Genomic DNA, 11,275 nt, shown 5'->3' with positions numbered 1-11,275 from the left:
CCGGGGCACCGGCTTCAGTCGCGTCGCAGCCCGGCGAGGGCCCGCAGGGTGCGGGAGCGGCCCGTCCGGGGCACCGTCCACAGCGTCTGTCCCCGGACGCCCCGGTCGGCGAGCAGGGCGTTCGCGGCGAGGAAGCCGGTGGTGGCCGCGCGTTCCATGAGGGCGACGGGCAGGTCGCAGCGGATGGCGTCGCCGGCGAGCACCAGCCAGGGGTGGGGGGTGCGTACGGTGGGGCGGCGGCGGTGAGAGCCGGGCTCGAAGAGGGGGCAGTCGGAGCGCCACTCGTGCCTGCTGTCGACGATCCGCGCGTCGCGCGTCTCCGGGTACACGCGGTGCAGCCGGTCGACGAGCGTCTCCTGGACGTCCTTGTGCTCGGCGCCGGGATCGACGGCGTACGCGTGGAGTTCCACGACGGAGCCCTGGGTGCGCGCGGCCCAGCGGGCGGCCTCGCCCTCGTACCGTTCGAGGACGCTGATGTTGTCGAGGCCGCCGTAGCCGCTGGTGCCGAGGAAGCCGGGCCGGTCCGGGCGGACGGGGTGGTCGAGCCAGAGCCGGGAGACGAGGAAGGGCGGTGCGGTGCGCAGGGCGGCGACGTCGTCGCGCCAGCGGCCTGTGTCGAGGCCGGGTGAGGCGGCGACGAGGCCGCGCAGGCCGCCGGTGTCGAGGGCGAGGACCACGGCCCGGTGGTGGTCGGTGCCGGCGTCGGTGTGTACGTGGGCCCCGTCGTCGCCGGGGGTGACGCGGTGTACGGGGGTGCCGGTGCGGATGTCCGCGCGGTGGCCCCGCAGGTAGTCGGCGAGCGGGTCCCAGAGGGCCTGGGGGAAGGGTTCGGCCGGTACGTCGAAGAGCAGGCCCTCCGCCGAGCCGAGGAAGTAGATGTGGAACATCAGCAGGAGTTCGGCGGCGGACAGGTGGCGCGGGTCGGCGAAGAAGCTGCGCGAGAACACCTCGAACGCCAGGTGGTGGGCGGCTTCGGGGAAGCGGACGCCGTCCAGGAAGCCGGTCGCGGTGACGTGGTCGTAGCGTTCGTACACCTCGGGGACGCGTACGTCGAGGAGCGGGAGTGCCGCGCGGGCGTCCATGGCGGCCAGGTCGCGCCAGCCGAAGGTGGGGCTCAGCGCGACGAATCCGAGGGCGCTGAGGGGCGGGGTCCTGGGGACGCGGGCGAAGCTGTCGGTCAGGCCGCCGCTGTGCCGGAGGGGGTAGTCGGGCAGCGGGGCGAGGCGGGTGAGGCCGGGGTCCGTACGGCGCAACAGGCCGCGCAGGTTGTAGTACTGGCGGAAGAAGGCGTGGAAGCCGCGGCTCATGGTCGCCGGGGAGCCGTCGGCGAGCAGGGTGCGGTGGCCCGAGAGCCGGCCGCCGAGGGCGTCGTCCCGTTCGTAGAGGGTGACGCGGGCGCCGCGTTCGGACAGCAGGGTGGCTGCGGACAGGCCGGCGATGCCGCCGCCGATGACGGCGACCGACGGGGTGTCACCGGCGGCGAAGCGTGGGGCGCCGGGGGCGGGCAGCAGGATGTCGGCCTTGCGGTCGCGGCCCCGGCGGGGGGTGGCGGTGCGGGTGGTCATGGAGGGCGCTTCCGTGTCGTGGCGGGGCTTCTGTTGTGGGGGATTTTGTTGCGGGCGGGGGCGGGGCGGGGAGGTGTGCTCGGTGCCGGTCTGCCATCCGGCGACGGGCTCATCGGTGGGGTGCTCCGGCTTCGGTGAGGGGCCGGGTCCGGCGTGGCAGGAAGGGCAGTTCGGCCGCCGTGGCGAGCATCGGCCGCACGGGGGTGCGCAGCCCGATGCCCCAGTCCTCGCGGAGGGATGCCGTGCCGTCGAGGAAGCGCAGCAGGCGTTCGGCCGGGACGTGGCGGAACAGGCCGGTGAAGAAGGCGGGGCCGTCGATGCGTCCGGTGTCCAGGGCGCGGAGCATGATGGCGTCCATGGCCAGCGCCCGGCGCCCGTGGGGTGCGGGGACGGTGCCGCGTCCGGCGCGGAGGGCGGCGGCGATGGCGCGGCTCTGCCGCTGGACGGCGGCGAAGGTGTATCCGGTGGCCGGCCGGGTGGCGCCGCCCGCGGTGCCGATGCGGAACACGGAGGCTCCGGCGCGGTGGCGGAAGCGGGCGTCGGTCATGGGGATCAGCCCCTGTTCGGTCCGTTCCACGGTGAACGGGCCGAGGCGCAGCACGTCGCGGCAGTAGTGCCCGAGCGCCGATTCGTACGCCGGGGTGGTGAGCGTGCGGCGGGAGAACTCGGTGTACTCCACGAGCGCGCGGTCCGGGGCCAGCGGAAGGACGTAGCCGAAGGCGAGTCCGTGGGAGGGCTGGGGGACGCGGAAGTCCATCAGGTCGGCGATGCCGGGGTCGAAGCGGGCGGTGGCGGTACGGACGAACCAGCCGCGGAAGTGCTGGAGGAGCTGGGTGCGGGCGGGGGGCAGGGCGGGCAGGGGCCGTGAGTCGAACACGCGGCGGCTGCGCAGGGTCGTCGTGCGGCCCCCGGGCAGGGTGCAGCGGACTTCCGCGCCGCCGGGCACGCTGCGTACCGCGTCGGCCGTCGCCCGCAGGAGGCGGTTCCGGTCCGAGCCGGCCAGCCGGCCGCGTACCAGGTTCTCGAAGTCGGTGGAGCGGAGCATGCGGTAGGTGAAGGGGGCCGGGTCGACGGTGACCGGGCGGCCGTCCGCGCCGTGCACGCGCAGGAGGGGCCAGGTCGTGGTGACGGCGTCCTCCAGGCCGTCGGTGCCGGCGTGCCAGTAGCACCAGGTGCGCTCGGCGGGGCGCAGCGGCCCGTCCGGGGGCTCGATCACGGTGACGGTGGCGGCGCCGGTCTCCGTCAGGCGGTGCGCGAGGCTGAGTCCGGCCGCGCCGCCGCCGACGACGGTGACGTCACTGTGTGCGGGTGGCCCGGGGTGTGCGGCCCGCCCCGGTGTCATGCCCGGCGCGCCGGGTCGGCCGCCACCTCGCGGGCGGGCCGGTGGTGGGGCCGGGGGTGTTCGTCGTTCATGGTGCTCCTCGGGGCCGGCCGTCGCTCCAGCGGACCACGTTCCGCCGGGCGAAGCCAGGAGCCACGACGGGGCGGACCGGGAAACGCGGCGGACCCGGCCCACGCCCCGGGCCGGGTCCGCGCTCCCCCGTGTGCCGGGGTCAGCCGCCGGAGCAGACGGCGCCGTTCAGGCGGAAGGCCGCCGGGTCGGGGTTGGGCCCGTCGTTGGCGCCGACGAACCCGAAGGAGGCGGTCGAGCCGCCGTCCGCCGCCAGCGGTCCCGCGCCTTCGGGGGCGGTCACGCGGACATGGGTGCCGGTCTGGTGGAACGTGGCGTTCCACCAGGAGGACACCGACTGGCCCGCGGTCGGCCAGTCCCAGTCCACCGTCCAGCCGGTGATCGGGGTCTCCCCGAGGTTGCTGACGGTCACCGTGGTCACGAAGCCGTTGCCCCAGCTCGTGTCACGGTGGTAGGTCACCGAGCAGGCCGCGTCCTCGGGCGTCCCTGTGGTGAAGGTGAGGGGCGCGGACGGGCCGGAGATCCGCCCCGAGGAGTCGGAGGCCAGCACGTTGACGGTGTGGGTGGTGCCGGGCGGCAGGTTGCGCAGGGTCACGGAGGTGCCGGTGCTCTCGCCGACGACGCGGGTGTACGAGCCGTCGCGTTCCTGGACGAGGTAGCGGGCGGCGCCCGTCGCGCCGTTCCAGGACAGCCGTGCGGTGGTGTCGGTGACGGCGTCCAGCCGGGGCGTGCCGGGTGTGCCGGCGGCGGAGGCGGCCGGTCCTGTTCCGGCCTCCGGTTCGAGGGTGACGGTGAGCAGGGCGTACGGGGGCACTGTGACCCGGAATGCGGACGCGTCGCCGTCGGTGACCTCGATGATGTCGCTGTCGCCGCGGGCGTAGCGGCTGACCCCGGGCGCGGTGGCGGCGGGGGTGAAGCCCGCGTAGTCGAGGGCCACGGTGCGCGCGGAGTCGGGGTTCTTGTTGACGAGCATGACGGCGAGCCGTCCGTCGCGGCGGAGCACGGCGTGGGCGGAGACGTCCTGCGCGGAGGACTCGGCGGCGACCATGGTGTCGCCCGCGGTGCCGAGTTCGCTGGTCATCTTCATTCCGTAGTAGGGAGGGAAGGGGGTGTTGACCGCCGGTTCGCAGACCTCGCCGGAGCACGCGCCGCTGGAGAGCATGCCCATGTCGCCGTAGTCGGTCTCGCCGTCGACGGTGGTGATCCGGTCGATGCCGTTGTGGGTGTTCCACCAGTCGACGTTGAACACACCGTTCTCCAGCGCGGTCATGAACGCGTCGGCGGCGAACAGGCCGTTGGGGCGGGCGGTGAGGCGGGCGCCTCCGGTGTTGGTGTTGATCTCGGTGAGGGCGATCTCGATGTCCGGTGAGTCGGCGCCCGCCACCCGGTCGATCTGGTTGCGCACCTCGCGCAGTTCGCCGGGCAGTTTGGCCAGCCGGGCCAGGGCGTCGTCGGCGGTGGTGTCGCCGCCTCCGGCGTACCAGTGGACGCTCACGAAGTCGATGACGTCGGCCACGGCGGGGAGCACGGTGTGGTTCCAGTCGGCGGCGTCGCCGGTGCCGACGACGCCGTCCGGCCACTCGCCCGGACTGGTGAGGACGGCGCCGATCCTGACCGTGGGGTCGACGGCCTTCATGGCCGCCGCGTAGGCGCGCACCTGGCGCGCGTACTCCCGGGGGCTCTTGTCCTCGTGGTCGTCGTGTTCCCAGCCGCTGCCGTAGTGGCCGTTGCCGTAGATCTCGTTGCCGATCTCCCAGTACTTCGCGCCGTACTTCTTGGTGACGTTGGCGTACCTGACCCAGCCGGCCGCCTCCTCGGGGGTGCCGGAGCCGTAGTTGGCGATGAGCATCGGCTGCGCCCCGGTGGCGCGGACGGTGCCCATGAACGCGTCGAAGCCGGTGCCGGGGGCGACGTATCCGCCGGGCGCGGTGTGTGTCTCCCAGTGGTAGATGTCCGCGTACGAACCGCCGGGGTAGCGCATCATCCCGACGTCGGCCGCCTTCATCAGGTCCGCCACTTCGGGGTCGTTCATGTGCGCGTCCCAAATGGCGGTGTTGACCCCGCGGGCCTCGCCGGTCAGCGTGCCGAGCGAGGCCCGGGCGTTCACCCGGACGTCGACGTCCGCGCCGTCCGCCGCCCGGGGTGCGGCGGGGGCCGCGCCGGCCGTGGTGGACAGCAGGGCCAGCGAGGCGGCCAGGACGGCGGCGGCGCGCGCGAGGGAGCGCAAGCCGCCCCGAGCCGGGTGCGGGGATCTGTGCGATGGCGCCATGGGTGATCCTCCCTGGGGATCTCGGCGACAGTCGGGGTGCGGCGGAGCAGGTGATCGGACCTCACGCGTGGGAGCGCTCCCATAATGGGAGGGGCGCCCCGCCGTGTCAACGGCCGTACGCGCGGGAGCCGCTGGGCGTACGCGGGGTCACGGCGGCGCGCGACGCGCACTCGCGCCGCTCATGGGCGCACAGGGGGCCGCCAGGAGCGGGGGCACGCGCTCACCCCTCTTTTGCGCAACTCTGCGCACTCGAAAGAACGCGTAGAGTCACGCGACTTGGGAAGGCTGATCGTGTCGGAAGCAGCCCCGGGGGCAATGTCTTCAGCCCCTCGGACCTGGCCCTCCAGGTCCGGTCCACACTCACCCGCAGCGTCGCCCCGGTCGGGGGACGCGGGGCTTCCCCTCGCGCCGGCAGGCGCCGCCCCCGCTCCCCCCGGCTCGTTCGCCCAGCCGAGAGGACCCCCATGCGTCCGCAGGCCATGAGGGCCGGTGCGCTCGATCTCGCCGATCTGCGCGAGTCGATCGACACCGCACTCGCCGCCTTCCTGTGCAGCCCCTCGTCCCGCGTCCCCGCTCAGCGCCGTCGCGTGGGCGGCGGGCGCGATCCCGACCGTACGCTCGCCTCCTATGTGCTCGCTCCGGGCGAGCGCGTCGGACCGCTGCTCTGTCTCCTCGGCTGGTACGCCGCCGGCGGCGGCCGCGACGGCAAGGGCGAGGAGGCCGCCGTCCGGCTGGCCGCGTCACTGGAGCTGTTGCACGCGTTCACCCTGATCCACGACGACATCGCGGACGAGAACGACGGCCGCCGGGGAGCGCCCGGCGCGCACCGGACGTTCGCCGTCCGCCACCGGGAGCGCGCCGCCCCGGACACGTCCGGCCGGAACCCCGCCGTGCTGCTGGGCGATCTGGCGCTCGTACGGTGCGACGAGATGCTGCACTCCGCAGGGTTCACGCACCGTCAGTACCGGGTGCTGCTGCCGCTGGTCGACACCCTGCGCAACGAGGTCGTGCTCGGCCAGTACCTGGATGCGCGCACCGCGGGGCCGCCCGGTGCGGACATCGCCCTCGCCTCCCGGGTGGTCCGGCTGAGGACGGCCCGGTACGCCGTCGAGCGGCCGCTGCGTCTGGGCGCGGTGCTCGCCGGGGCGGGCGCCAGGACGCTGGAGGCGTGTTCGGCGTACGCGCTGCCTCTGGGCGAGGCGTTCCGGCTCCGCGACGACCTGCGCGGGACCTTCGGCGACCCGGCCGTCACCGGGCAGCCGGTCACGGAGGACCTGCGGTCGGGCAGGGCGACCGTACTCATGGCGCTGGCCGTCCGCAGGGCGTCGCGGTCGCAGGCCCGGCTGCTGCGCAGGTTCGTCGGGGACCCCGGCCTGGACGCACGGGGGGCGGCGGCGGTGCGCCGGGTCCTGGAGGAGACGGGTGCCCGCGAGACCGTCGAGAAGATGATCACTGCCCGCTACGAGGCGGCCCTCGCGGCCCTGGAGCGGGCGCCGTTCGTCCCCCGCGCGGCGGACGCCCTGCGCCGCGTCGCCGCCGAGGCGGCCGCCCGCACGGCATGACGGCCTCACCGCATGACGGCCTCACCGCATGACGGCCGCGCGGTCCGGTCGGTGACCGGCGTATCCGAAGAGGCGTTCCGTGAACAGCGACCCCGCCACCCCCGCCCCGCACAACTCCTAGGTGCCCGCCATGACTTCTCACTCTTCCTCCGTCCGCCGGCCCGCGGTCTGGGACGTGATCGTCGTCGGCGCCGGGCCGGCCGGTGCCACGGCCGCCCGGGTCGCCGCGCAGAGCGGCCGCAGGACGCTCCTGCTGGAACGTGCCTCGATCCCCCGTTACAAGACCTGCGGGGGCGGCCTGATCGGGGCCTCCCTCGCCGCGCTGCCGCCCGGCCTGCCGCTGAACGTCCGGGACACGGCCGACCGGTTCACCTTCACCCTCAACGGCCGCGCCGAGCACACCCTGGGCTGTCGCACCCCGACCTGCGCCATGGTGTACCGCAGCGAATTCGACGCCGCGCTGACCGAGGCCGCCGCGGCGGCCGGGGCCCGGGTGGACGACTGCACCGCGGTCACCTCGCTGGAGCACGAGGGCGACACGGTCACGGTCCGGACCGGGCGCGGCGACACCCTGCGGGCGCGGGCCGTCGTCGGCGCGGACGGCAGCGCCGGCCGGGTCTCCCGGTACGTCGGCGTGCGGTGCGCCCAGGTCGACCTCGCGCTGGAGGTGGAGGTGCCGGTGGGCGGCGCGGCGGCCGCCCGGTGGCAGGGGCGGGCGCTGATGGAGTGGGGTCCGCTGCCGGGCTCCTTCGGCTGGGTGTTCCCGAAGGGGGACGTGTGCACCGCCGGAGTGGTCGCGGCGCGCGGGAACCCGGCCGCGCTGCGCGCGTACGAGGAGGACTTCCTGAGCCGTCAGGGTCTGACCGGCTCCCAGCCGCTCCACGACACCGGGCATCTGACACGGTGCCGTCGCCCGGACTCACCGCTGGCCCGGGGCCGGGTGCTCGTCGCGGGCGACGCCGCCGCGCTCCTGGACCACTGGTCGCGGGAGGGCATCTCGTACGCGCTGGGTTCGGGCGAGCTGGCCGGGCGGGCCGCCGCCCGGCTCGTGGACGTCGGCCGGGAGCGGGTGGACGCCGTCACCGCTGCCTACCGGCGGCAGGTCGTGCAGACCCTGGGCGCCGAGATGCGGGCCAGCAGCGCCCTGATGGACCTGTTCAGCCGCAATCCCCGGCTCGTGCACACGGCCCTGACCCGGCTGCCCCCGGCCTGGCGCCGGCTGGACTCCTACATCGCGGGGGACACCAGCGTCGCCCACATCATGGCCGCCCCGTTCGTCGGCACGGCCACCACCCTCGCAACCCGCCTCTCCCCACACCGGCGCGGGTGACGGGCCGCGCTCACGACGGCCCGGCCGGGTCCGGGCCGTCGTGGAGGGTCAGCGAGCCGGCGAGGTCGAGGTCGGCGGAGGTGCCGTGGGCCCCGGCGCGGACGAGCAGGACCGCCCCGAGCGCGGTGCTCCAAAACGTCCTGACCTCGGCGGCAAGGGGGCGGCCCGTACGCCAGCCGCGTGCTTCGAGGAGCCGTCCCGTGAAACGTTCGGACTGCCGGAACAGCAGCTGGAGGTGCTGGTCGACCACGGGGGCGAGTTCGGGCCGGGCGATCCCGGTGGCCAGCGCCCGCGCGACGAAGGGCAGCGAGGGCATGGCCAGGACGGCGCGGGCGATGTTGCGCCGGAAGGCCGCCGCGTCCGGGGCCTGGCGGCCGACGCGCTCGACGCGGCGGGTGTCGTGGAGCAGGCCGAGGAAGGCGGCGTGCACGAGGAGCGAGTCCTTGGAGCCGAAGTAGTACGTCACCTGGTTGGGGAACGCTCCGGCCGCGCTCGCGATCTCCGCCACGCTCACCTCGGTGCCGGGCCGCTCCTCGCAGAGCCGCGCGGCCGCTTCGATCAGGCGGCGTTTCGTCGCGCGACCGCGGTCGCGCGAGCGTGCGGACGGCGGTCCCGTCTCGGTTCGCTTCTTCTCCACGTCCGAATTGTATGTGATACAACAACCCTCGTTCGTTTGTATCGCATACAAGAAAGGTGCGGAGCATGGACGGGAACGAGGTCGTCGTGACCGGAATGGGCGCGATCACCCCCCTGGGCGGGGATGTGGCGACCACCTGGGAGGCGCTGCTGGCCGGCGAGTCGGGCATCCGGGCCCTGGCACCGGCCGGCCGTGAGGACAGCGGCCTCGTGGGCACGGCCGCCGGGACGATGGCCGCCGACCCCGCCGCCTCGCTGCCGCCGGTACGGGCCAGGCGGCTCGACCGCGCCCAGCAGGCGGCGCTCGTCGCGGCGGCCGAGGCCTGGGCCGACGCGGGCGCGCCCGAGGTGGACCCGGACCGGCTCGCATCGGCGATCGGGACGGGCATCGGGGGCGTGGGGACGCTGCTGCGGGAGGACGACGTCCTGGAGCGGTCCGGCACCCGGCGGGTCTCCCCCCGTACGGTCCCGATGCTCATGCCCAACGCGGCGGCGGCCCTGATCAGCATCGAGTACGGAGCACGGGCCGGGGCCTACACCCCCGTCTCCGCCTGTTCGTCCGGGGCCGAGGCCGTCGCCCTGGGGGCCTGGCTCATCCGGGCGGGCGAGGCGGACCTGGTCATCGCGGGTGGCGCGGAGGCGGCGATCACGCCCGTCACCGTGGCCGGCTTCGTCCAGGCGCAGGCGCTGTCACGGCACCCGGGCGATCCGGCCTCCGCCTCCCGGCCGTTCGCCGCGGACCGCAGCGGGTTCGTGCTCAGCGAGGGCGCCGCCGTCCTGGTCCTGGAAAGTGCCGCGCACGCCGCCGCGCGCGGCGCCCGCGTCCGCGCGGTGCTCGCCGGAGCGGGCATCACCGCCGACGCCCACCACATCACCGCCCCGGCGCCGGACGGCTCCGGTCAGATCTCCGCGATGCGCAAGGCCCTCGCCCGTGCCGGGATCGCGCCCGGCGGGATCGGCCACGTCAACGCCCACGCCACCGGTACCCCGGTCGGCGACGCCGCCGAGGCGCGCGCGATCCGGGAAGTCTTCGGGCGCGCCGCCGTGACCGCACCCAAGGCGTCGCTCGGGCACCTCTTCGGCGCGGCGGGGGCGATCGAGGCCGTCATCGCCGTCCTGAGCGTGGCGCACGGCATCGTCCCGCCGACCCGCAACCTGGCCGCGGCCGGCGTCGGCCCGGACATCGGCCTGGACGTGGTGGCGGAGCGGCGGGACGCGCCTCAGCGGGCGGTGCTCAGCAACTCGTTCGGCTTCGGCGGGCAGAACGTGTCGCTCGTGGTCGCGGCCGCGCGGTGACCGGGAGCGTCAGCTCGGCTCGGTGGCGATCTGGATCAGGTTGCCGCAGGTGTCGTCGAAGACGGCGGTGGTGACCGCGCCCATCTCCGTGGGCCCCTGGAGGAAGTCGACGCCGAGGCCGCGCAGCCGCTCGTACTCCGCCTCCACGTCGTCGACGGCGAACTGGGCGAGCGGGATGCCGTCCCTGACGAGCGCGTCGCGGTAGGGGGCGACGGCCGGGTGACCGGCGGGCTCCAGGAGGAGCTGGGTCCCGTCGGGGTCGTCGGGTCCGACGACGGTCAGCCAGCGGGCCCCGCCGCCCACCGGCACGTCGTACTTCTTCACGAAGCCGAGGATCTCGGTGTAAAAGCGCTCGGCCTTGGCCTGGTCGTCGACGAAGATGCTGGTCAGGTGAATTTTCACGGCGCGCTCTTCTCTGGTCCGAATGGGTCGGGCGGCGGCCACCGTTCGGCCGTCCGCCGCAGGCGTGCGGCGGACGGACCCCCGGCGCGGCTCAGCCGTACATCGCCACGCGGCACAGCGATGCCAGTGCACGGTCGATGGGGTGGGGCCGCGGCCTGCCGGAGGCGTCGAGAGTGTTCCACCTCTGCATGTTCACCGCGACCACCACGTGCCGCTCGCCGTCCGCGCGGGTCGGAGCCGGCTAGGCCGTGTCCGGGTGCGGCCTGCGGAGTCCGGTGTCCAGGTTTCGGAGGAGTTCGCCGGTGCGGCCGCCGCCTTCGGGGGCGGCCGGGTAGCGGGCGAGTACGTCGGTGACGGCGGGGGGCGCGTGCCGTGCCGACCGGGCCAGGTGCGCTTCGCCCGCCGTGCGGTCGCCGGCGACGAGTTCGGCCGCCCTGGCGGCGTGGGCGGCGGAGCCGAGGATGTGTCCGACCTGGGTGGCCTGTGCGAGGGGGTGCAGATAGGCGGCTCCCGCCGCGGCCATCGCCGCCCGCGCGGCCTCGCGTGCCGCCTCCGTGTCCGCGTCCTTGGCGGCCTTGAGGGCGGCCCAGGCGGTGTCCCGCAGCGCCTTGCCCCGTTCGCCGCCGCGCGCGAAGGCCCGGGCGGTCTCGACGGCCTCGCGGGGGCGCGGGTCGTCCGGGTGGGCGGACTCGAACACGTCGAGCACCGTTTCCGCGCAGGCGGCGGCGAATGCGGTGACCGCGCGGAGGTCGTCCTTGCTGAGGGCGACCTCGCCCGCCTCCCTGGCCTGTGGGCGCGGCACGG

General features: G+C 75.0%; 9 protein-coding genes and 1 pseudogene. 3 read left to right on the top strand and 7 right to left on the bottom strand.

What is annotated here, in order from left to right; genetic code table 11:
* Positions 1–14: 14 nt before the first annotated feature.
* The 3 genes from DNK56_RS17545 to DNK56_RS17535 all read right to left on the bottom strand — a co-directional run bounded on the left by DNK56_RS17545 (position 15) and on the right by DNK56_RS17535 (position 5,245).
* The gene (locus DNK56_RS17545) at positions 15–1,565 is read right to left on the bottom strand and encodes an FAD-dependent oxidoreductase (RefSeq protein ID WP_111335111.1); all 1,551 of its coding nucleotides are present in this window, start codon (positions 1,563–1,565) and stop codon (positions 15–17) included.
* A 109-nt stretch (positions 1,566–1,674) separates the two neighbouring features.
* Positions 1,675–2,907, bottom strand: coding sequence for a lycopene cyclase family protein (locus DNK56_RS17540; RefSeq protein WP_111335108.1), 1,233 nt, complete (start codon positions 2,905–2,907; stop codon positions 1,675–1,677).
* Positions 2,908–3,118: 211 nt separating this feature from the next.
* Positions 3,119–5,245, bottom strand: coding sequence for a cellulose binding domain-containing protein (locus DNK56_RS17535; protein ID WP_111335105.1), 2,127 nt, complete (start codon positions 5,243–5,245; stop codon positions 3,119–3,121).
* Between the two features lie 464 nt (positions 5,246–5,709).
* Here DNK56_RS17535 and DNK56_RS17530 point away from each other — a divergent pair, with 464 nt between their 5' ends.
* Both DNK56_RS17530 and DNK56_RS17525 read left to right on the top strand, forming a co-directional pair.
* Complete coding sequence (locus DNK56_RS17530; protein ID WP_241989915.1) at positions 5,710–6,807, top strand: polyprenyl synthetase family protein; 1,098 nt, start codon at positions 5,710–5,712, stop codon at positions 6,805–6,807.
* A gap of 130 nt (positions 6,808–6,937) precedes the next feature.
* Positions 6,938–8,137, top strand: a complete 1,200-nt coding sequence (locus tag DNK56_RS17525; RefSeq protein WP_111335102.1) for a geranylgeranyl reductase family protein — start codon at positions 6,938–6,940, stop codon at positions 8,135–8,137.
* Positions 8,138–8,147: 10 nt separating this feature from the next.
* On the opposite strand, the gene DNK56_RS17520 is transcribed toward DNK56_RS17525, so the two are convergent.
* Positions 8,148–8,774 carry a TetR/AcrR family transcriptional regulator C-terminal domain-containing protein gene (locus DNK56_RS17520; RefSeq protein ID WP_111335100.1) on the bottom strand — a complete coding sequence of 209 codons (627 nt, stop codon included), beginning with the start codon at positions 8,772–8,774 and terminating at the stop codon, positions 8,148–8,150.
* A gap of 65 nt (positions 8,775–8,839) precedes the next feature.
* Here DNK56_RS17520 and DNK56_RS17515 point away from each other — a divergent pair, with 65 nt between their 5' ends.
* A complete protein-coding gene (locus tag DNK56_RS17515; protein ID WP_111335097.1) occupies positions 8,840–10,069 on the top strand; it encodes a beta-ketoacyl-[acyl-carrier-protein] synthase family protein in 1,230 nt (409 codons plus the stop codon).
* 9 nt (positions 10,070–10,078) lie between these two features.
* On the opposite strand, the gene DNK56_RS17510 is transcribed toward DNK56_RS17515, so the two are convergent.
* From DNK56_RS17510 to DNK56_RS17500, 3 genes and pseudogenes are all read right to left on the bottom strand, one after another.
* On the bottom strand, positions 10,079–10,471 hold the full coding sequence (locus DNK56_RS17510; protein ID WP_111335094.1) for a VOC family protein: 393 nt from the start codon (positions 10,469–10,471) through the stop codon (positions 10,079–10,081).
* A 91-nt stretch (positions 10,472–10,562) separates the two neighbouring features.
* Positions 10,563–10,709 (bottom strand): annotated as a pseudogene (locus DNK56_RS36015) (hydrolase); the annotation flags it as partial.
* A gap of 3 nt (positions 10,710–10,712) precedes the next feature.
* Positions 10,713–11,273 carry a putative immunity protein gene (locus tag DNK56_RS17500; protein WP_111335092.1) on the bottom strand — a complete coding sequence of 187 codons (561 nt, stop codon included), beginning with the start codon at positions 11,271–11,273 and terminating at the stop codon, positions 10,713–10,715.
* Between the last annotated feature and the right edge of the window lie 2 nt (positions 11,274–11,275).

It is taken from the genome of Streptomyces sp. AC1-42W, from assembly GCF_003248355.1.
In the GTDB taxonomy this organism is placed as follows: Bacteria; Actinomycetota; Actinomycetes; order Streptomycetales; family Streptomycetaceae; genus Streptomyces.
This window is presented reverse-complemented; position numbering and strand designations above follow the sequence as displayed.

Coding starts and splice junctions, on each gene's coding strand:
- DNK56_RS17540 (WP_111335108.1), bottom strand. CDS start 2,907: ATGACACCGGGGCGGGCCGCACACCCCGGGCCACCCGCACACAGTGAC.
- DNK56_RS17525 (WP_111335102.1), top strand. CDS start 6,938: ATGACTTCTCACTCTTCCTCCGTCCGCCGGCCCGCGGTCTGGGACGTG.
- DNK56_RS17530 (WP_241989915.1), top strand. CDS start 5,710: ATGCGTCCGCAGGCCATGAGGGCCGGTGCGCTCGATCTCGCCGATCTG.
- DNK56_RS17535 (WP_111335105.1), bottom strand. CDS start 5,245: ATGGCGCCATCGCACAGATCCCCGCACCCGGCTCGGGGCGGCTTGCGC.
- DNK56_RS17545 (WP_111335111.1), bottom strand. CDS start 1,565: ATGACCACCCGCACCGCCACCCCCCGCCGGGGCCGCGACCGCAAGGCC.
- DNK56_RS17515 (WP_111335097.1), top strand. CDS start 8,840: ATGGACGGGAACGAGGTCGTCGTGACCGGAATGGGCGCGATCACCCCC.